This window comes from Neobacillus sp. B4I6 (genome assembly GCF_050434045.1).
GTDB lineage: Bacteria > Bacillota > Bacilli > Bacillales > Cytobacillaceae > Neobacillus.
In genome coordinates, this window is sequence record NZ_JBNPWB010000002.1 from 5,799,926 (window position 1) to 5,821,668 (window position 21,743).

Sequence of the window (21,743 nt, forward strand, 5' to 3'; positions counted from 1 at the left end):
TAATAAATGAAATTTAAATCCCTGTTTTAACGCCAAAACCTACTAACATTAAGCCAGTTGATTTTTGGAATACTTTCTGGAATTTGGAGTTATTCAACCATTTTTTTGCGTAATCAATTACATAAACAAGGGTTAGAAACCACAATACAGCAAGTAAAGTAAGGATTGATGCTAACACAATCAATTGCTGATTTACATTTCCGTTCAAATCGATAAATTGAGGCATGATAGTTATATAAACCAAAACAGTCTTTGGATTAAGAACATTACTAAGTAACGCTTGCATAAAGGACTCTTTATTATGCCGACTTGAAGAATTGGTAGGTCCATTCGCTTGTGCTTGAATTTCCTCTAAAGAGAACAAACTTTTAGCAAAAAAACTTTTTATACCCAAATAAATTAAGTAAGCAGCTCCCAAATATTTGATTGTACTGAAAAGAATTACAGACTTTGCAATAACAACAGATAATCCAAGAATAGCAATAAGCGTCCAAAAAGAAAGTCCCGTTGCCATTCCGAGAACCGTATAACGTCCAGCTTTTGGTCCATAGCTGAGCGTGTTTTTCACCAGGAGCATAGTATCTGCTCCTGGTATAACAACCATCATTGCAGCAATTGAAATGTATGTTAGTAAGCTATCCATGTTTTTTCTCCCTTCCTTTGCTAATAGTGACTACCGAGGTAACTACTTACTACGAGTATATCAGAAGCCTTTGGAAATAATCAACAGATTTTGATAAAATATTAGTTACTAAGGTAGCGACTAATATTCTATTGGAGGGTTTATGAAAGAAACCATTTTCGAAACATTAAAGAATCTAAATTTTACCGAATATGAAGCGAAAGCGTATCTTACCTTATTGGAAGAATCGCCATTAACTGGATATGCAGTAGCGAAAAATTCTGGTGTACCACGTTCAAGAATATATGAAGTTCTAGACAGTCTCGCCATACGAGGAGATATTCTGGTTAGTCCTGGAAACACGCCACAGTACACTCCTGTTCCTGCAAAGGAGCTAATTAAAAACCGCCGAAGGAAAGCAGAAGAGAATTTTGAACTGGCAGAAAAATCACTAGCGGAGTTCGAACGTTCTGCAAATGACCGTGAAAATATCTGGAATATAACGGGACACAATGAAATACTCCATAAGGTAAAAGTTTGTATATTATCTGCAAAAAAAAGAATTCTCTTAGAGGTTTGGAAAGAGGAATTCGAAGAATTGGAGTCTGAACTAAGACAGGCAGTAAAAAGAGGGGTCAACGTAACAATTATTGCTTATGGGGAAATCGTCACTGATTTTGCTAATGTTTACCTACATTATATGGGTCATGAAATTACAGAAGAGTATGGTGGACGATGGCTTGTTATTAGTGGAGATGATTCAGAAGTAGTAGCAGGTATTGTCTCGCTGGGTAAAGATAGCCGTGCAGCATGGACAAGGCATGTTGGGTTAGTAATGCCAATTACAGAAGTCATGATTCATGATTTGTATCTCATGGAAATTATGGAGAAACATAGAGAACTTTTAGAGGAAAGTTTTGGGGAAAACCTCGTGAATTTACGTCAAAAATTTTCTATTCACCCAGATTTTAAAAAACATTATGTAAAATAAATTTGTATGATTTTATATAACATAAGAAGAACAGCATTTCTTCATAGCAAATAGGCTATTCTTCTTCAACTAAAGGAGCAGTTATATGTAGTATAGTTGAAGAAGGAACGTAACATTAAATCTCGAATGTCTAATGTAATCGAAAAACTAAAAATTTAAAGAAAGACAGGAGTTAGTTACGATGATAAAAGGTTTCGGTGGGATATTTTGGAGAACTAAGAATCTTGATGTTATAAAAAAATGGTACAGTGAAGTGTTGAAGATTGAAATAGAAAATTGGAATGGGACTGTGATAAAACCCCAATTAGGAAATGAGACTATCTTTTCTTTCTTTGCCGAGAATGACAGTTATTTTCCAACAGAACAACAAGTGATGTTAAATTTTCAAGTACATAATCTAAACGAGACTATTAAGCATCTTGAACAAATTGGTGTACCTCTTGTTAAGGAAAAAGAGGTTAGTGAGTTTGGAAAGTTTATTTGGATTGAAGATCCTGAAGGTCGACTGGTCGAGCTTTGGGAGAAATAGCGAGTTGTAATTTATTTGCTATTGAGCTATCGGGCCAGTTAGTTTAATAAATAAGTAAGATCCATCTTATCTAAGGTGGGTTTTTTACTTTGGGGCTATTTAACTTCAAAGTAAAAAACAAAAGGGTAATTTAAGATCGGTATAAGGAGCCAGCCTTTTTTAGTTTTTATATTTCGACATTTTTCTGCATTTTAAGAAGTGTAAAAAATTACATAAGAGATTAGAATCATATAAAGTTTGTTGATTTTACTGACTTTTCCAGTCATTACCGTTGCTAGTGAGTATATTAATTTTTGTTAAGTTGAGAATTTGTCAAATCTTGACCTATTATTTAGCTTTAATCAATTTCATTTTATTTGTAAAATATAAAAAAGTTAAAAAACATTTGTAGGAATAACTAAGAGAAGTGGAATGAACAAAAAGTTAGAATTAAATAAAGGAGATAGAACAAAATGTACAAGTATACAATCTATGTAACACATAAAGGTAAAGTCTATCAAACCAACGTAATAGCTAGCAAAGACCAAACAGAAGAAGAAGTTTATCGTATGGCACAAGAACAAGTTCTGAAACAATGGGCAAATTAAATACGGGATCCTGGGATTAAAAGGATTGAATGGAACTTCCACTTGAAGAATGGATTTTGGATAGCTTCCTTTACTTGAAATCCAGCTGCCAATGGCGGCTTTATTTCAGCACTTGCACTTATAACTCGTGCTGGTAGTTTACTAGCATTTTTAGACCGTAAAAAAAGCCTGGCTGCCAATTCCAGGCTTTTTGCTTTATGGTCTTGCGCTTGAAACAGCTGTCCAGCCACTGTACACTTTTAGAGTGCCGACCAACTTGTAGGACCTTGCTTTATAATAATAGGTTCTTCCGGTTGTCAATCCAGTATTGGTGAAATACAGGGAGGTCGTATTTTTGACAAGGCTGTATGTTCCGGTGCTGGAAGTCGTCCTATACACCTCATACCCGCTTGCCCCTGTTACCGCACTCCAGGTCGTTTTGATGCTTGTTGAACTGTATCTTGCTGCCTTGAAATTAGTTGGGACGGACGGGATTGGCTTGGCTGAGACCACTGTAGTATACCCGCTGTAAACTTTGGTTGTCCCGACCATTCGGTACGCCTTGATTTTGTAATAATATAGTTTGTTGGTAGAAAGCCCTGTGTTCGTGAAGCTCGTTGCGGTCGTGGTTTTACCGACTAAGGAATACGTACCCGTTGAAGAGGTGGCACGGAATACTTCATACCCGCTTGCTCCGCTAACGGCCGTCCAGCTTGTTTTGATGCTGGAATATGAAGCGGATGCTGCCTTGAAATTAGTTGGAACGGACGGGATTGGCTTGGCTGAGACCACTGTAGTATAACCGCCGTAAACTTTGGTTGTCCCGACCATTCGGTACGCCCTGATTTTGTAATAATATACTTTGTTGGTAGAAAGCCCTGTGTTCGTGAGGCTCGTTGCGGTCGTAGTATTACCGACTAGAGAATACGTCCCCGTCGAGGAGGTTGCACGGGATACTTCATACCCGCTTGCACCGCTGACGGCCGTCCAGCTTGTTTTGATGCTAGAATAAGAAGCCGATGCTGCCTTCGGAGAAGCTGGGACCGCCAGTACTGGCTTTGCGGAAACAACCGGGCTGAATGCACCGTAAATCTTTTCGCCATTATCAAATGTAAAATAAGTCTGGATTTTATAGTAATACGTTGTACCAGTATTCAAGCCTGTGTTTGTGTAATAGGCAGTAGGATCGGTTGTGCTGCTAATTTTTGTAAAAGTCCCGGCACTTGATGTTGATCTGTAAATGTCATAACCGTCAACCCCTGTTGCAGGAGTCCATGTTAGCTTTATGCTATTATAGGAGCTCGCTGTCGCTTTCGATGTAACGACTGGCTCAAGGTAAGAAGGATCGGTTGTAAACCACTTATAATTGATTGCACCCGTTGCCTGGTTCACACCCGTACCAATCCTGATCACCGGGAGGCCGGCTGACTTTTTAACAAGAATTCCATACCATACTTCGGACGATTCACCGCGGTTCAAATTAACATCTAATTCATCCAGTCCTGCGTATTGGTCTGTAAACGAGGCGGTTGCAATTGGAGTGATTTTCTGCCCGCCCGTTGTAAAGAAATTATAATCGCTGTAAATAAGATCAGCGGCAACCAAGGGTTCATCCGGTCCTGAGATATAGGATATATCAAAACCCATTAATATCCACTGTTCATCCGCTGCCGGAACTTGGTTTGATTCATCTTCAGATTGAATGATTTTGTTGGCATCTTCCCCAAAATACATATCAAATTGCTGCAAATCCACCACTTGAGGTGTGTCGGTCTTGAATTCCTGCAAAGTGAACTTGTGATAATCCCATGCACTGTACGGTGTCGCTCTGTCCCCTATTGCTGCGAAAGCTTTTTCTGGAATGAAGAAGACGGCTAATAGAAAGAAAAAGGACAATAAAAAGATGGTAACCTTGCTGTTTCTCATAATTTCCCCCTAGATAGGATATTTTCGGTATAGATAACCTATTTCTCTCTTTTTTTACAGGCGCATCTATCCAATCTTAATTCTACAAGGTTTGAGAAAATCTGACAATATATCATTTTTATTGAAATTATTGTTTGTAGAAACGTTAAATATCTTCTTTCCTTTTAAAGGAAGAATAACACTATTTTATTTAGATTAAAAAAGATAAAATAAAGTGTACTTTAAAAATGACGATAGAGGTGCCAAAGTGAAAGAGATTCTTTTGATTTTGCTGTTACAACTGATTTATGTACCTATATACACGCTGCGAACAATCTTTTTGGTTAAAAATATAACCGTGTTAGCATCGATATTAGGTATTGCAGAAATGTTAATTTATGTTTTTGGCCTTTCTCTCGTATTTGGTGGAGATCAAAGTTTTGTATCAATGGTTGTTTATGCAGTTGGCTTCGGGTTAGGAATTATCCTTGGGACGAAATTGGAACAAAAAATAGCTATTGGTTATATAAACGTAACGGTTAATACACAAGAAAAAAATAGTAATTTGATAGACACATTACGACAAAATGGCTTCGGCGTTACTTTATATACGGGTGAAGGCCGAGACAGTGAACGTCATCGGATGGAAATATTGACAAAGAGAAATAGAGAAAATGAACTAATTGCAACGGTGGAAAAGTTTGAACCTCGTGCGTTTATTATTTCATATGAGCCAAGAAGATTTAAAGGCGGTTTCTTATTGGACCGACTTCGATAGATGAATTGAACACAACGAACTGTTGTGTTTTTTTATTTTTTTGGCTCTGTTATACTTGGCTGTTGATTTCTGCTCCAGGCGCTTCGCTTTCCGCGGGCGTGCCGGGGAGCCTCCTCGTCGCTTCGCTCCTGCGGGGTCTCCCCTGCCCCGTACTCCCGCAGGAGTCTTCGCGCCTTCCGCTCCAATCATCATGTGCCAAAATCAACAATAAGCTTTAACATAGCCATTATTCTAAAAAAACAGATTATAATTTAATAAGGGGGAATTTGAATAATAAACCACCGATTACATATGCATTAAATAACAAAGCAATTTTTAAGGAGGTATTTACTTGAAAAATTTCGACCATCCCCAGGTAAAACCCTACCTAATTACAAGGACTTTATTCCCTGAAAATCAGGAAACACCTATACATTTTTTAAATAGCGATATTGTGGATGGGAAATTATTTTACAGAAGAAACCATTTTTCTTACCCCCACTTTACATCATCCTTTTATCTTCTCCCAATTGATGGATTGGTGCATACCCCAAAAATATTTTCTTTACAGGAAATTTACTCATTGCCATCGAAAACTATAAAAGTTGTTTTAGAGTGTGCTGGAGATAAGCGTGAGTTATTTCAACCAAAGGTATTTGGTGAACAATTTGGAAAAGGTGCAATAAGTCAAGGAATTTGGAAAGGTGTTTCATTAAGGACCTTACTACAGCACACTGGTTTGATTGATACTGCAAAAGAAATTGTTTTTGAAGGCTATGATTATGGAGAAAGGCCTGATTCCAACCAAATTTTTAATTTTTCAAGAAGCTTACCCATTAAAAAAGCCCTTGAACCAGATATCCTTATTGCTTATGAATATAATAATCAACCCATCCCATTCAAGCATGGTTTTCCCCTGAGATTGATTGTTCCTGGATGGTATGCAATGGCTTCTGTAAAATGGATTAAAAAAATTACTGTGATTGACAAGGAATTTAAAGGTCCCTTTCAAGTAGTTGATTACGTTTACTACCCAAACAAAGAAAACGATGGAGGAAAGTTTTCCGTCACTGCTGCCAATGTTAACTCCACCATACAATATCCTTTAGATAGACAATTATTGCATACAGGAATTTATGAAATTAAAGGAATTGCACGGACAGGAGAAGGAATGATAACAAAAGTAGAAATTAGTTTAGATGGTGGTCAAACTTGGGAACCCTGTCAACTAAATTCTCCATCCGAAAAATACTCATGGGTTCATTGGAATTATAAATGGGAGGCACTAAAAAAAGGTGAATACACGATAAAATTAAAAGCAACTGATTCTCAAGGGAATGTTCAACCTTCGGAACCATTTTGGAACAGAAAGGGCTATGGTTACAATGCCTTTGATAGTATAAAAGTTAAAGTGGAATAAAACCAAAACATAAAATGTCCAAGATAGGATGTTTTTTTTCTTAAGAATTGGAAAAATTGAGAATGATAATTCTTGATTGTTAGCTGATTGAAAAATTGAAGAGGGTGTTCCTTGATGACAAATAGTAGAATGAATCCTAAGGTTGATGAATTTTTAAGCAAAGCTAAAAAGTGGAAGGAAGAATATGAGAGGTTGAGAAATATCGTTCTTGACTGTGATCTGACCGAAGAATTTAAGTGGATGCATCCTTGTTACACGTTTGAGAAAAAAAACATAGTTTTAATCCATGGATTTAAAGAATATTGTGCGCTTCTGTTTCACAAAGGTGCCTTGTTAAAGGATGCCCATGGGATTCTAATCCAGCAAACGGAGAATGTACAGGCGGCACGCCAGATTCGGTTCACCAATGTTCAAGAAATAGTTGAAATGGAACCCATCTTGAAAGCCTATATTTATGAAGCCATTGAAGTTGAAAAAGCTGGTTTGGAAGTGAATTTTAAAAAGAATACAGAATACACCATTCCTGAAGAATTTCAAAATAAATTCGATGAAATCCCTGCCTTGAAAACTGCTTTTGAAGCATTGACGCCGGGACGGCAAAGAGCATACATACTTTATTTTTCTCAACCCAAACAATCCAAAACTCGAGAGTCAAGGGTTGAAAAATATGTGCAGCAAATTCTCAATGGAAAGGGATTAAATGATTAGTATATTCGATTTACTAAATACACAAAAAAACGCCGTGCTAATTACGGTGTTTTTTTGTGTGCGATTAAACATGTTATTTCCCCAACTATTTGGATTCGATGTCTAATGCATTGAGGATAAAATTTCTTGCATTTTTTGTGACACAAGAGGGTAAAAATTGTTTTTGGCATTCGTTGTGGAATTTCCACCGAAAAATCCAGTACCAGGGCACGTTTTCACTGCATGTCCTTCACCGTGGTCTAACACTCTTTCCCCCGAATTAATATCCCACCAATGATGGTAGGTGATACTATCTACGGAAGGAGTTAACCCGTATTTCAACATAAGCAAGGCAGCGACAGTGACAATCGTTTCCCGCTGTGCCGCAGTCATTTGTTCTGCATCGAAGTTTCCAACATTTTCAATGGCTAACGCATCAGCTTCAATTGCATGCATGGCCGATTTATTTAGTAATCCAAATGAACCTTCTGGAGGTTTGTTAAAGGACCTGCCTACTACCACTGTTCCGTCTGGAAATGTAGTTAATTGTTGACTGATCTCACTCCATTTCATCACCTGAACATGATATTTCTCCATGTCCTTCATCAAAGCAAAATGATTGGACCCATTGAATTGCTGATAAGACGGTTGATACGTGTGATGTTGTTGGATTTTGCCAACTTTTCTAGTGAATTGTTGATTAAATATCCAATCTTTAAATTCCTCTCGATTCATCCGTATAAACTTTCCATCCATGGTCAGCTTTTTAGGAGGAATTTTTAGTTTTTGTCCAACATAAATCGCATCGGATGTGAGTCCATTTGTTGTTGCGATTAAAGAGACGGTAGAATTGAACGATTGTGAGAGCTTCCAGAGCGTATCCCCAGGAACCACTTGATACATGATAGGGACCCTTAATTTTTGTCCAACTAATAGTAAATCCGATTGTAATCCGTTGATTAGTTTCAGGTCTGCTACAGAGGACCCATAGGTATTAGCAATTTTCCATAAATAATCCCCGGATTTCACCTCATATATATTTCTCGGGTTATTCGCTGCAAGAGCTGGAGATAAATTGATTTGTAGTAATAAAATGAAGCTAAATAGGAGCACAAAGGTTTTTTTCATTTATTTTATCCTTTCATGATGATTTCACGAAAAACTCTGTTGATCCCTAAGTTATTGTTTGTAAAACAACAATAAAATTATTCTGGAATTAACTTCTATGCTGAACCTAATCATAAGTAAAATAGCGGTTTTTTGTTCATAGAAGCAGAACCATCGCAAACAAATGTGCTCCATATAGATTTATAGTTAGCTTTATGATCCTGAAGGAGTGAAATTAGTCCTGTTGGTGCAGTTTATCAGCGGAGTTTTGAAGGATATCAGCGAAGTGGATCATTTTATCAGCGGATTTTTGTAAGATATCAGCGAATCGGATCATTTTATCAGCGGAAATCCAACATTTATCAGCGAACCTAGCGTTTTATCAGTTTGGATAGGTTATTTGTACTTTTACATTTTCTAAATGCAAAATTAGAGGGCTCACCCACAAGTAGTAATCTACTAGAACGGTTAGCCCTCTTTCTTGACCTTTTGGACATAATCTTTGGGTATTGCCCTTTTATTATCTTCTAGTAAATTAATATAGTCTCTCCTTTTTTCGGTTACCCTTTTTTAATCTTCAAGCTGGAATGTTTGGCTGAAATGGACTTTTCCGTTTTCATCGCGAATTTCCACACCTGCTTGATTTTTTGCCGGGTCTACATGGAACACACCGAAGTTGAAGAAGTTTCCTTCCGCATACAAGCGTTCAGGGCCGAAGGTAGGATCCAATGTAATGTACCAGGGTTGATTTTTACGGCTCCAATTGGACCGCTGATTAATTCGTGATAATCTGTTTTGCTGCCTTGATTTGCATCATATTTGATGACTTCGGCAAAATGGACATCGGTTGTGACAAAATAAACGTTCATGAAAAAATTTTGGTGCCTGTCACGCTCGAAAATTCTTGTTTCAATATATAGTTGTTGCTTATCTGATTCATCGGAAGGAAAACAATAAATACCCAATTGTAAAAAAATCTTGCGCTTTTGTTCTACTTTTTTTACATAATCTCTCATCAAATGGTGAATATTTGTGCCTTAATCCTGAAAAAGGAGTTGGCATGAAAATTGCTTAATATATAAATGAATTTATCTGTTGGGGGAGTGACCAGGATGACTCAAGAATTCCATCCACTACTTAAAGGGGCCATTGAATTACATGTTCACAGTTCACCAAGTTTGTTCCCAAGGAAACAAACGGATTGGGAACTTGTAGCAGATGTTAAAAAGGCTGAAATGGCGGGTGTTGTATTAAAAGCTCATGAAGCACAAACTGTGGACCGGGCAAGCCTAATTCGTGAGAAAGAGCCTGGATTACATGTATATGGAGGTTTAGTTTGTAATTACTTTACCGGAGGTTTGTCAGCAACCGCTGTTGACGCCGCTATCCGTTTGGGGGCAAAAATCATTTGGATGCCCACATTTTCAGCTGAGGAACACCAACGATATTTTGGTAAGAAAAAAACGAAATTTTTCAATAGTAAACGCGCGATGACACATCCTGCTGCTGGGATCGAAATTTGGGATGAAGACAAGAACATACTTCCTGAGGTCTATGAAATTCTAGAGTTAATCGCAGAGGCTAACGTTGTTTTAGCTACGGGGCATTTAGCTGCTGAAGAAGTTCTTGTTTTAGTAGAAGCGGCGAAAGAGAGAAAGGTCGAGAAAATCCTAATCCAACATACGGATTTAGGCATTGCGAGGGTTCATTTTGAAATAGAGAAACAGTTAGTGAAAAAAGGATGTATCCTCGAAAAATGCTATTTAGCCTGTAGTGAAGATTTTAACGATATCACTATTCAGGAAATGGCAGAAAGTATTAAACAACTGGGTGCTGAGTCTTGTGTAATGGTTACCGATTATGGGCAGCGCCACAATCTGCCGCCCATTAAAGCGTTAAGCAATTTTATTGAGGATATGCTCGCACAAGGGATAACAGAAGAGGAAATTACGACGATGGTCAATGACATTCCTAAAAGGCTGTTAGGGATTTAGAAAGGAAGAATCGAATTGGATGATACAATAGTAAAGGAAATTGAGCAAATTATCCCTTCCGAGCGGATGTTGACCGACTTGGCGGACCTATATTCTTACAGCTATGATGCCTCTTTTGGTGAATATTTACCTGAATTAGCCCTTCAGCCTGAAAATGCTTATGAAATCAGTGAGATTATGAAAATAGCAAACAAGTATCACATCCCGATTTATCCAAGAGGTTCGGCTACGTCCTTAAGCGGAGGGCCATTGCCAGTTGAGGGCGGTATTGTCTTAGATATGACGAGGATGAATAAAAAGCTAATCATTGACCGTGAGAACATGCTAGCTATCGTTTCGCCAGGTATTATAACTGGTGAAATTCATCTAAAGGCGGAAGAGGTGGGATTATTTTATCCGCCAGATCCGAGCAGTTCCAAAATATCGACCATTGGCGGCAATATCTTGGAAAACTCGAGTGGACCAAAAGGGCTTAAGTATGGAACGACAAAGGAATATATTATTGGCTTAGAAGTGGTAACACCTGAAGGAAACATTGTCCGCACAGGCGGGAAAACGGTCAAAAATGTAACAGGATATGATTTAACCAGATTAATTGCTGGGTCGGAGGGGACCTTGGCAATCGTAACCGAAGCCACGCTCCGGTTAATACCAAAGCCAAAAGCACGGAAAACATTATTAGCGACATTTAGTAGATTAGTTGATTCGGGGTATGCCATCACGAAAATCTTGTCTTCTGGTATTTTGCCTGCTGCCATGGAACTAATGGATAACGCATGCATAAGGGCAGTCGAGAATTTCAGTCCATGCGGGCTTCCGATTGATGCAGAGGCCCTCGTGATTATCGAGGTAGATGGACATCCTTTGGCGATCAATGAGGAAATTGAAAAATGTGAAGAGCTTTGCTGGCAAGTAGGGGCAACTAGTGTTCGTGCAGCAAAAACAGAAGAGGAAAGGGAGGACATTTGGAAGGCGCGTCGAATGGTGTCCCCTGCCATCACGCAAATGGGACCGACGAAAATTTCTGAAGATGCCACCGTTCCCCGCAGCCAAATTCCGGCTATGATGGAGAAATTGAATCTAATCCGCAGAAAATATCAACTGAATTTAGTTGTTTTTGGACATGCAGGCGATGGGAATTTACATCCTAATATTATTACGGATAAACGAAATATAGAGGAAATGAAACGAGTGGAAGATGCGGTAAGTGAGATTTTTGAGGCGGCTGTATCGCTTGGGGGAACCCTTTCAGGTGAACACGGAATTGGAACGCTGAAGGCACCTTATATGGAGATGGAATTGGGTGTTGCTGGCCTTGATTTAATGAAAAAGGTAAAAAACGCCTGGGACCCTAACCATATCTTAAATCCGGGAAAAATTTTTCCAAAAGCAGGGCAAACAAAGGTGGTGCTCGTTTAGCATGAATGCTCCTTTAAAGAGATTAGATGCAATTCCAGCAGCTCCACCACTCTCGATCGTCCCGAAAAAGGCTCACCGCTTATACGATTTAGCTTATGAAGCGACTAATCAGTGTATCCAATGTGGTTATTGTTTACCTGCGTGTCCTACGTATGAATCAATAGGGAAAGAATCGGCTTCGCCAAGGGGAAGAATTAACCTTGTCAAAATGGCGGCTGAAGGAAAAATCGATGTTTCCAATCACTTGGCTGAACCGATTGATCTATGCTTAGGGTGCCGGGCCTGTGAAGTAGCTTGTCCTGTCAGCGTTCCTTATGGGCATATTTTAGAATCAGCCAAAGAGGTCATTGCCGAGGAGCAGAAAAACAAGAATCAGCGAGCTAAGAATAACAAGCTGAAGCAATTCCTATTATCACAAGTTTTCCCGTATCCAAAGCGAATGAGAGTGCTCGGGAATGTAACGTGGTTTTATCAAAAGTCCGGTCTCAGAACGATGGTGAATAAAACAAAGCTTTTACCTAAGATTTCGGAACCGATGGCCCAATTTGAAAGTGTACTTCCTGCTTTAGAGTCTCCAATGAAACGAAATAAGTTTGGTACTGTAATCCCTGCTAAGGGAAAAATGAAAGCAAGAGTCGCGTTTTTTACAGGCTGTATATCCGACGCGCTGCTGCATCGAACCAATAGGCTGACCATTGAACTGTTAACATTGGTTGGATGTGAAGTCATTATTCCAAAATCACAGAATTGCTGTGGCGCTCTTCATGCCCATCAAGGGATGACTGAAGAGGCCAAGAAGCTGGCGAAAAAAAATATTGCCGCCTTTGAGGAAGCAAATGCTAAGTATTATATTAACAATGCAGGCGGATGTGGGGCACAGCTAAAAGAATATGACCATCTTTTAAAAAATGAGGAAGAGTGGGCTGAGCGGGCAAAGAACTTTACCATGGCTTCCAAGGACATTAGTGAGGTACTCGTGGAATTCGGTCCACTCCCGTTTAAGAAAGAATGGGATGGTGTCATTACCTATCAAGATTCCTGTCATTTACGAAATGTTCAAGGGGTCCATCAAGAGCCAAGGAAATTATTACGTTCCATCCCTGGGGCTGTCTTTGTGGAACTTCCTGGCAGTGATAGCTGCTGTGCTTCGGGTGGTATTTATAATCTTCTTCACTTTGAGGAATCGATGAAAATCCTTGATAAGAAAATTTATAATGTGGAAAAGACGAATGCGACAACCGTTGTCACCACTAATCCGGGATGCTTGCTGCAAATGCGTGTGGGAATCGAAAGACAGGGATGCAGCGGTCATGTACAAGGAGTTCATTTAGTAGATGTACTTGCAGAAGCTTGTGGGGTGACAGGCACCAATTGAAGTTTATGAGTGAACGAGGGAAAATATATGAAAATAGGAATAGCCCAGGTTGCACCTGTCTTTGGAAACATTGATGCGAATTTAGTAGAAATGATTAACATCATGCAAAAAAATAAAGGAAAAGCAGATTTACTGGTTTTTCCGGAGTTATCCTTAACAGGTTATGATCTTAAAAGTCGGCTTTATGATGTAGCGTTAACATCCGATTCAAATGAAATTATGCAGGTTTGCAAGGCATCGAAAGAGATCGGAATGAGTGTTGTTTTCGGTTTTGTGGAGCAAGGTAAGGGAGACCAAATTTACAATTCCGCGATGATGATTAATGACGGTAAGGTCGCATCAGTTCAAAGAAAAATCTATCCGACTAATTACGGTGTTTTTGAAGAAGGAAAATATTTTTCTATGGGAAGGAAAGTAAATGTCCAGCAAATCGATTCCTTCACTTCCTGCATGCTCATTTGTAATGATTTATGGCAGCCGTCCTTGCCACATATTGCAGCCCATCACCATACCTCCCTCCTCATTGGTTTAATCAATAGTCCAGAAGGGGGCCTTGGTAGTCAGTATTCCAGTTCTGAGGGCTGGGAAACAGTTGGAAAGTTTTATGCAGGAATATACGGATGCTATGTAGCATTAGTCAATCGGGTCGGGACGGAAAATGAAATCGCGTTTTATGGAAATTCAAAGGTGATTGATCCATATGGCCAAATCATTGTCCAATGTCCTTATGGAGAATCGTCCGTTCAATTATGTGAAATTGATACGAGGTTGGTAAGAGAAATAAGAAAGCTTCTACCTGTCATAAGGGATGAGGATGTTCATGTAACCATGAAGCATTATCACGAGATTGCAGATCAGAAGTTTATTTAGTTCTATTCCTACAGAATTAAAAAGCCCTGCTTTGGAGTATGGATCAAAGGATCTGTGCTTTAAAGTAAGGGCATTTTATTTTCCTGTCTAGCTTCAGCGCCCAGCGGCTAGTGTACTTCGCTCTTCTCCCTACGATAAGTTAACATCGAATCGCTTATGTACTCCTGCGCCAAAGCATATTAGAGGAAGCTGCTGTTCAGCTCGTCGAAAAGCTACATGATGTCTTTTCATCGGAGGATTTCACGATGCTTTTCGGACAATAGCTTCGCTCTCTGTCTTTCTTTTATCCCCGTCGAAGCGCTCCAGTCCATACGCTGCTAAACGGGCGCTTTCGCTTTTCTTATTCTCCTATAATATAAATTTACACGAATTTTCTTAATATTATATAATAGAAGAGGAGAACTTCCGATAGGAGTAATGAACTTGAAGCAATTATTGCAATCTAGAATTACAAAAAGATATGTCCTGCTTACTTTTGTTGTTATATTTAGTTCCTTAGCCTCGATTTATTATATTACGATGACTGTATTAAATGATTCGGTACGTTCCGAAATAAAGTATCGGAATCAATTAATGGGAAAGACGATTAGTACGAAAACCAGTTTTATGTTTGACAAAATGATCAATGATATCCGAGTTATCTCTGAATTCGCTAAAAATGATAATACGGATACTTATCAGGCAGAGATGAATCATGTCGTTTCTAAAAATCCGCTTTATTTATTCATCGACGTCCTCGGTGAATCTAGAAATTCCATTGCTACCATACCTAATGTAAATAATTCACGGTCTACCGAGTTAAATTCTATTTTATATCGATTAGAATGGAGCAAAACGTTTTATATTACCAATCTTCTTACGTTGGATGACGGCCGGAAAACAATCGGGATCGCCTATCCTATTCTTGATGAAAAAGAGAATTATCGGGGTGCCGTAATCGCATATGTTAATTTAAGCACCCTCTCAGACTATCTTTCACAAGGCAAGATTGGAACAGAAGGACTGAATATATTAATAGACCGCAATGGAACGATAATTTCCCATACAAATGAAAATCATATTGGAGAATCGTTATCGGAACATCCGTTAGGAAAAAGGTTAAGTAAATATCGAATCGGTATTTGGGAAGGAAAATTATTTAATGAAGTAATGCTCACATCCTACAGACCCATGACCTTAGGGGGGATGGGCCTTATTATTGGTGAATCTATCGACCAGGCGCTGGCACCTGCAAAAAAAGTGCAAGTTCTACTTTTGAAAGGTTTTTTAATTATTCTGCTTCTAACTTACTTACTAACCCTATTCGGCGCATTTCGAATTATTAGGCCCGTGACTACGTTAACGAAACAAGCGAAGGAATATTCTGAAGGTAAAAGGGATCACTTTGAACTGCTTCATACCGGTGACGAGCTTGAGAATCTTGCTACTACCATGGCAAACATGGCCACAGAACTTAAAAATAAAGAAAGATATTTGTTTAATATATTAGAATCGATTCCATATGGAATTATCACGATGAATAAGGATGGAAGGATTGTTACCTTTAATAAAGGTGCAGAGGATTTATCAGGGTATTCTAGAGCTGAAGTAATGGGCAAATTTATTATTGATCTGTCATTTAAAAGGTCAGAAGATGAATTTTTAGCCTGGAAAACCATTAAGGAAGGCAAGGAAATTAACGAGCTGGAAAGCCATATTTATGATAAATATGGAAACAAGCGTGACGTCAGAATTTATTCTTCTATTTTTAGTAATGAAGAGGAAAAGATTATTGGCCCGATTCTGATTATAAGAGACGTAAGTGATTTTAAAAAAATGGAGGAATTCGTGAAGCAAAGTGAAAAACTTGCTTCGTTAGGACAATTAACAGCAGGGATTGCACACGAAATCAAAAATCCGCTGAGCATTATTCAAGCGGCAGCAGAAGCAATTCAATTAGATTTGACCGATTCTTCTTATGTTCAAGAAATGACCGACGATATTTTAGAAACAACCGATCGAATGAATCGAACATTATCTGAGTTCTTGAAATTATCAAAGGGCGAATTTGATGAGGAATGGGAAAAGGTTGATATAGTTGCCGTAATAGAGGAACTTCTAAATCTATTAAAAAATAAATTTTCAGAACAGAAGATTTCCGTTACAAAGATTATCTACACGAAAGAAGCATTTGTTTTTGCTTCTCCAGGGAAGTTAAGTCAAGTTTTTCTAAACATTATTATTAATAGTTTTCATGCCATGGAAGCGGGTGGAAACCTATCGGTTCATTTGTCTGAGTCAGGCGCAAATTGGTTAGTAGAAATAAAAGATACGGGCATCGGAATTCCGGAATCGGAAATCAATTGGATTTTTAACCCCTTTTATACGACCAAAAAGGAAGGCACTGGTTTAGGATTATCGATAGCCTATGAAATCACCACCCAGTTTGGCGGGGAAATTCAAGCATATTCTGATCTAGGCGGAACAAAATTAACGGTTCAGCTTCCGAAATTCAGCGCGGAGAGGAGAGAACTAGGGTCATGAAGAACATATTACTTGTAGATGATGAATCTAAAATTTTAAAAATCTTAAAATCTTCGCTTTCCAAACAGGGCTATACCGTTTATACGGCTGCAAACGGTCAAGAGGCCCGGAAAAAAATTACTGAAATTCCTGCGAGTTTAGTATTTTTAGACATGAAGCTCCCCGATGCTTCTGGTTTAGAGCTCCTGCAAGAATTTATTGGACTTTATACTAATAAGGTCTACATTATGATGACGGCTTTTGGAAACGTTGACAATGCTGTTTCGGCGATGAAGGCAGGCGCTTTTGACTATATGGTGAAACCGGTAAAGTTAACGGAATTGGTGGTTATCATTGAAAAGGCATTTGAATGGCTTGGCGTTAGAGAGGAAAATAAACTTTTAAAAGAGCAGCTTCAGCAATCCGAAATCTTTGGAGGACTAGTGACAAGCAGTGCTAAGATGAAAAACATCCTTAACCTCGTGGAACGGGTTTCCACTACGGAAGCAAATATCCTGATTCAAGGTGAAAGCGGCACAGGAAAAACGAAAATTGCAAAAATGATCCATATGCTTAGTGACCGGAAACAAGCTGCTTTTATTCCAGTAAACTGTGCAGCGATTCCTGAATCATTGCTGGAGAGTGAACTATTTGGTCATGAAAAGGGTTCCTTCACAGGCGCCGTATCCAGCAGGAAAGGGAAATTTGAAGCTGCAAATGGAGGAACTATTTTTTTAGACGAAATTGGTGAGATTTCACCTGCTTTTCAGGCAAAGCTACTTCAGGTCACTCAAGATAAGACGTTTATGAGGGTTGGCAGCGACGTTTTAAGAACAGTCGATGTCCGGATCATTTGTGCTACAAATCGGGATCTGAAGAAACTAGTGGAAGAGGGCAAATTTAGAGAGGATTTATATTATCGTCTAAATATAGTGGACATTACGATTCCGCCATTACGGGAACGTAAGGAGGACATTCCTCTTTTAGTTGAAAAATTCTTGGAGAAGTATCGAAATAAACATCAAAAAAATTATAAAGCCAATCGGGAATTGTTGAATTATTTAATTGAATATCATTGGCAGGGCAACGTTCGCGAACTTGAAAACGCGATTGAAAGAGCTGTCGTTTTATGTAATGGAGATTTACTTACGATTGAGGATTTTCCAAGGGAAATACGTGCAATGAAAAATGAAGGGATCATTGACTTCGAGGAAGACAATGTCCCATTGCCAGAAATCTTAGATGAAATTGAAAGAAAATACATTTTAAGGGCTCTTGATGAATCACTTGGACAGCATGCAAAAGCGGCAAGAAAACTTGGCATCTCTAGACAAAGCCTTTTATACAAGATGAACAAGTATTTTTCTGAAAATATCTAATGGGAGCTGATTCAAACGGTCATAAACGAGTGACTTTTTGAATCAGTTCTTCTTTTTTAATGGCACACATCGATTTTGTAAATATTTTTTTACACAAAAAGGGGTAATTTTTACAAATTTTAAGAAAATTACATAAAAACATTGTGTTTAATGTTGGCACGAAACTTGCATTTTTTATTAGTAGAAAACACAAAGGGGGGCGGACATTGGAGATACTTGATTTTGTCCAATCGAACTGGACAGAAATACTTCAGATGACTTTTGAGCATATTCAATTAGTTGGATTAGCAGTGGGGATTGCCATTGTAACTGGAGTGCCGTTTGGAATTTTTATTTCACAGCGGGAGAGCTTGGCTGATTTGGTTCTGGCTGTTGCAGGCATTATCATGACAATACCGAGTATTGCCTTATTTGGGATCATGATACCGATTTTCTCACTGATTAACCAAGGGATTGGCTTTTTACCAGCTATTGTTGCCTTAATCTTGTACTCGCAATTACCGATTATTCGAAACACCTATATTGCGATTAAGAATGTGGATCCGAATGTAAGAGATGCAGCGATTGGAATGGGAATGACGACATTTCAACGGTTAATGAAAGTAGAACTGCCACTCGCTTTTCCGATGATTATGGCAGGTGTACGAATGGCCATAGTTCTAACCATCGGTATAGGTGCCATTGCCGCTTACATCGGAGCAGGCGGGTTAGGTGGATATATTGCGCGTGGTATTTCAACCAGCTATGCAGCCATGATTCAGGTCGGGGCAATCGCCGTTTCTATTTTAGCTATATCCGTAGATTTATTGTTAGGTAGGCTTCAGCGGAAATTTTCAGGCCGAAGTGCCCGAACTTAAGCAAAGTTGTAAAGTAGTTTTACGAAATGAGGAGGAAGGTGGAGTGGAATGATTGAATTTAAAAATGTCAAAAAGGTTTATGAAAGCGGTAACAAGCAAGTTGCAGCTGTTAATAATATTAATTTTCATGTTGAACAAGGGGAAATATGTGTATTTCTTGGACCATCAGGCTGTGGAAAAACGACGTTGCTTCGAATGGTCAACCGCTTAATCCCGATAACAAGCGGTATCATTGAAGTAGAAGGTAAAAATATCAATTCAATGGACATGATTAAACTTCGTAGATCGATTGGATATGTGATTCAGCATAATGGATTATTTCCAAATATGACCATAGAAGAAAACATTAATGTCGTCCCAAAAATGTTGGGCTGGGATCAGGGGAAAATGAAAAAACGATACAGTGACTTGATGGAAATGATGGGATTAGACGCGGGCCAATTTCAAAAGCGGTATCCGTATGAATTGTCAGGTGGGCAGCAGCAGCGAATTGGAATTGCCCGAGCATTAGCCGCTGACCCGCCCGTTATGCTAATGGATGAACCCTTTGGAGCACTCGATCCCGTTATACGTGATCACTTACAAAATGAATTTTTGAAAATCCAAAGAGAAATGAAAAAAACGATTCTTTTTGTAAGCCATGATATCGATGAAGCCATTAAATTAGGGGATAAAATAGCCATCTTTGATACAGGTAAACTCATGCAAATTGGTACACCTGATGAAATTTTGTCTAACCCGAAAAATGATTTTGTTCGTGATTTCGTCGGAGACGACCGGTCCTTAAAGCGATTAACCTTATTAACTGTAAGAGATTTGATAGTCTTGATGGATGGTTTTAAAATCAATCGCTTGAATAATGAATGGCATGGTCAAGTCATTTCTGTAAATGAGAACTTAAAGTCAGCTTTAGCCACGCTGTTAATGGCACCTAACGGAGAGGCATGTGTGGTGGATGATCATAACAGGAAGCTTGGAGTACTTCGTGTTTCTGATTTCAGTTTGTTAACGGAAGTCCATCCTAAAGATATTTCAATTGTAAGGTAAGGAGGGAGGGTCTTGACTGGAAAAAAAACAGAACAAATCGTGAAGGTTTGTCTAATTATATTCGTTCTTGCTATTTTAGGCTGGGCATACTTCGCTGGTGCCTTTCAGTTCATCATGGATAACCCAGGCGATCTATTCTATTTAACAGGACAGCATTTAAAATTAGTTGGTATTTCTGCAGCTCTTGCGATTGCTACTGCCGTGCCTTTAGGTATCATGATTACTCGTCCCAAATTTAAAAAATATGATTGGATCGTGATGAACTTTGCCAATATAGGCCAAACGGTACCAAGCTTAGCTATTCTTGCACTTGTCATGAGCTACTTTGGACTGGGCTGGCAAACAGCGGTTTTCGCGCTCTGGTTTAATTCCTTACTTCCTATTCTTCGAAATACGGTCGCAGGGATTGAGAACATCAATCCACTTATCATTGACGCGGGGAAAGGAATGGGAATGACCTCAAAACAAATCTTTTTTAAATTGGAATTTCCCAATGCCATGTATGCGATAATGGCAGGAATTCGAACTTCAGCAGTCATAAATGTTGGGACGGCAGCTTTAGCCTTCCTAATTGGGGGCGGTGGTTTAGGGGATTTAATCTTTACAGGAATTTCCCTGTATGATACTGGAATCATGCTTTCAGGAGCTGCCCCCGTCATTATTTTAGCCATCCTTCTTGATTTTTTATTAGGAAGACTCGAAAAGGTAATCATTCCACGAGGTCTCCAAAGAACACTTGAAGCAGCATAATTACCATATAAGGAGGTACTACCAATGAAAAAATTTATGTCCCTGTTTTTCGCTGTTGTGATGCTATTCTCTTTAGCAGCTTGTAGTAGTTCAACTTCAAATAATGAAGGAGGTGATTCTGGCAAAGGTAAAGTGACGGTAGGAGGTAAGGATTTTACGGAGCAACATATTTTATCTAAAATTACTTCCATATATTTAAAAGAAAACGGCTTCGATGTTGAGGAAGCAAGCAATATGGGAAGTACTGTCGTCCGCTCAGCGTTAGAAAATGGGCAGATTGATACGTATTGGGAATATACAGGTACTGGTTTAGTAGTCTATCAAAAACAAGAAGTAGAAACAGATTCTAATAAAGCGTATGAAAAAGTAAAGGAAAACGATAAGAAAAACGGAATCGCTTGGTTAAACAAAGCAAACTTTAACAACACTTATGCCATTTTGATGAAGAAAGATACAGCAAATAAATTGGGTGTAAAAACGATTTCCGATTTAGCTAAGTTAGTAGAAAAAAATCCAGAAAAATTAAAGTTTGCTTCTAATGCAGAGTTTTATGCTCGTCAAGACGGAGTGAAAGGTTTACAAAAACTTTACGGCTTCGAATTTCCTTCAAAGAACGTTGTCAAAATGGATTCTGGGCTGCTTTACAATGCTTTAAAGGATGGGCAAGTTGATGTCTCGGTTGGCTTCGCTACTGATGGTCGTATCAAGGGCTTTAAGCTCGTGGATCTCGAAGATGATAAGAAATTTTTCCCAGCTTATAACGGTGCTCCAGTTGTAAGTCAGAAAGTAGTCGATAAAAACCCTGAACTTCCTAAGCTGCTTAATAAACTAGCTGACCTGCTTGATAATGATACCATGATGTCCCTCAATTATGCAGTGGATATAGAACATAAAGATGTCACGGAAGTGAGCCGCGAGTGGTTAGAAAAGGAAAGTCTAATAAAAAAATAAAGGGCAGCAAATAGG

20 protein-coding genes are annotated in these 21,743 nt (G+C 38.7%); 16 read left to right on the plus strand and 4 right to left on the minus strand.

Features of this window, described 5'->3' with window-relative positions:
- Nucleotides 1-13: 13 nt before the first annotated feature.
- On the minus strand, nucleotides 14-643 hold the full coding sequence (locus QF028_RS30830) for a homoserine/threonine efflux transporter (RefSeq protein WP_429471401.1): 630 nt from the start codon (nucleotides 641-643) through the stop codon (nucleotides 14-16).
- 142 nt (nucleotides 644-785) lie between these two features.
- On the opposite strand from QF028_RS30830, the gene QF028_RS30835 reads away from it, so the two are divergent.
- The 3 genes from QF028_RS30835 (at nucleotide 786) to QF028_RS30845 (ending at nucleotide 2,729) form a co-directional block, all read left to right on the plus strand.
- The gene (locus tag QF028_RS30835; protein WP_429471403.1) at nucleotides 786-1,613 is read left to right on the plus strand and encodes a TrmB family transcriptional regulator; all 828 of its coding nucleotides are present in this window, start codon (nucleotides 786-788) and stop codon (nucleotides 1,611-1,613) included.
- Between the two features lie 181 nt (nucleotides 1,614-1,794).
- Complete coding sequence (locus tag QF028_RS30840) at nucleotides 1,795-2,142, plus strand: VOC family protein (protein WP_214712295.1); 348 nt, start codon at nucleotides 1,795-1,797, stop codon at nucleotides 2,140-2,142.
- Nucleotides 2,143-2,594: 452 nt separating this feature from the next.
- Entirely contained in the window at nucleotides 2,595-2,729 is a 135-nt protein-coding gene (locus QF028_RS30845; RefSeq protein WP_088089908.1) for a BA3454 family stress response protein, read from the plus strand.
- Nucleotides 2,730-2,924: 195 nt separating this feature from the next.
- Here QF028_RS30845 and QF028_RS30850 read toward each other — a convergent pair whose 3' ends face one another.
- Entirely contained in the window at nucleotides 2,925-4,634 is a 1,710-nt protein-coding gene (locus tag QF028_RS30850) for a fibronectin type III domain-containing protein (RefSeq protein WP_429471406.1), read from the minus strand.
- A gap of 247 nt (nucleotides 4,635-4,881) precedes the next feature.
- On the opposite strand from QF028_RS30850, the gene QF028_RS30855 reads away from it, so the two are divergent.
- The 3 genes from QF028_RS30855 (at nucleotide 4,882) to QF028_RS30865 (ending at nucleotide 7,498) form a co-directional block, all read left to right on the plus strand.
- A complete protein-coding gene (locus tag QF028_RS30855; protein WP_429471407.1) occupies nucleotides 4,882-5,391 on the plus strand; it encodes a DUF2179 domain-containing protein in 510 nt (169 codons plus the stop codon).
- A 331-nt stretch (nucleotides 5,392-5,722) separates the two neighbouring features.
- Nucleotides 5,723-6,790: a sulfite oxidase gene (locus QF028_RS30860; RefSeq protein WP_429471409.1), complete on the plus strand. Its 1,068-nt coding sequence runs from the start codon at nucleotides 5,723-5,725 to the stop codon at nucleotides 6,788-6,790.
- 114 nt (nucleotides 6,791-6,904) lie between these two features.
- Nucleotides 6,905-7,498 carry a YdeI/OmpD-associated family protein gene (locus QF028_RS30865; protein ID WP_429471411.1) on the plus strand — a complete coding sequence of 198 codons (594 nt, stop codon included), beginning with the start codon at nucleotides 6,905-6,907 and terminating at the stop codon, nucleotides 7,496-7,498.
- Between the two features lie 102 nt (nucleotides 7,499-7,600).
- On the opposite strand, the gene QF028_RS30870 is transcribed toward QF028_RS30865, so the two are convergent.
- Together QF028_RS30870 and QF028_RS30875 are read right to left on the minus strand one after the other, a co-directional pair.
- Nucleotides 7,601-8,605 (minus strand): LysM peptidoglycan-binding domain-containing protein, encoded by a 1,005-nt coding sequence (locus QF028_RS30870; protein WP_429471413.1) that lies wholly within the window; start codon nucleotides 8,603-8,605, stop codon nucleotides 7,601-7,603.
- A gap of 549 nt (nucleotides 8,606-9,154) precedes the next feature.
- Nucleotides 9,155-9,313, minus strand: coding sequence for a hypothetical protein (locus QF028_RS30875; protein WP_429471415.1), 159 nt, complete (start codon nucleotides 9,311-9,313; stop codon nucleotides 9,155-9,157).
- 383 nt (nucleotides 9,314-9,696) lie between these two features.
- On the opposite strand from QF028_RS30875, the gene QF028_RS30880 reads away from it, so the two are divergent.
- The 10 genes from QF028_RS30880 to QF028_RS30925 all read left to right on the plus strand — a co-directional run bounded on the left by QF028_RS30880 (nucleotide 9,697) and on the right by QF028_RS30925 (nucleotide 21,728).
- A complete protein-coding gene (locus tag QF028_RS30880; RefSeq protein WP_429471417.1) occupies nucleotides 9,697-10,578 on the plus strand; it encodes a DUF6282 family protein in 882 nt (293 codons plus the stop codon).
- A gap of 66 nt (nucleotides 10,579-10,644) precedes the next feature.
- Nucleotides 10,645-11,997, plus strand: coding sequence for an FAD-binding oxidoreductase (locus QF028_RS30885; protein WP_429472626.1), 1,353 nt, complete (start codon nucleotides 10,645-10,647; stop codon nucleotides 11,995-11,997).
- Nucleotide 11,998: 1 nt separating this feature from the next.
- Complete coding sequence (locus QF028_RS30890) at nucleotides 11,999-13,372, plus strand: (Fe-S)-binding protein (RefSeq protein WP_429471419.1); 1,374 nt, start codon at nucleotides 11,999-12,001, stop codon at nucleotides 13,370-13,372.
- A gap of 27 nt (nucleotides 13,373-13,399) precedes the next feature.
- Entirely contained in the window at nucleotides 13,400-14,242 is an 843-nt protein-coding gene (locus tag QF028_RS30895; RefSeq protein ID WP_429471421.1) for a nitrilase-related carbon-nitrogen hydrolase, read from the plus strand.
- Nucleotides 14,243-14,665: 423 nt separating this feature from the next.
- The gene (locus QF028_RS30900) at nucleotides 14,666-16,765 is read left to right on the plus strand and encodes a sensor histidine kinase (protein WP_429471423.1); all 2,100 of its coding nucleotides are present in this window, start codon (nucleotides 14,666-14,668) and stop codon (nucleotides 16,763-16,765) included.
- Nucleotides 16,762-18,123, plus strand: coding sequence for a sigma-54-dependent transcriptional regulator (locus QF028_RS30905; protein WP_429471425.1), 1,362 nt, complete (start codon nucleotides 16,762-16,764; stop codon nucleotides 18,121-18,123). The genes QF028_RS30900 and QF028_RS30905 overlap by 4 nt, the downstream gene beginning before the upstream one ends.
- A 206-nt stretch (nucleotides 18,124-18,329) precedes the next feature.
- Entirely contained in the window at nucleotides 18,330-18,980 is a 651-nt protein-coding gene (locus tag QF028_RS30910; protein ID WP_429471427.1) for an ABC transporter permease, read from the plus strand.
- Nucleotides 18,981-19,028: 48 nt separating this feature from the next.
- Nucleotides 19,029-20,027: an ABC transporter ATP-binding protein gene (locus QF028_RS30915; RefSeq protein WP_429471429.1), complete on the plus strand. Its 999-nt coding sequence runs from the start codon at nucleotides 19,029-19,031 to the stop codon at nucleotides 20,025-20,027.
- Between the two features lie 12 nt (nucleotides 20,028-20,039).
- The gene (locus QF028_RS30920; protein WP_429471431.1) at nucleotides 20,040-20,777 is read left to right on the plus strand and encodes an ABC transporter permease; all 738 of its coding nucleotides are present in this window, start codon (nucleotides 20,040-20,042) and stop codon (nucleotides 20,775-20,777) included.
- A 24-nt stretch (nucleotides 20,778-20,801) separates the two neighbouring features.
- A complete protein-coding gene (locus QF028_RS30925) occupies nucleotides 20,802-21,728 on the plus strand; it encodes a glycine betaine ABC transporter substrate-binding protein (RefSeq protein ID WP_429471433.1) in 927 nt (308 codons plus the stop codon).
- Nucleotides 21,729-21,743: the final 15 nt, after the last annotated feature.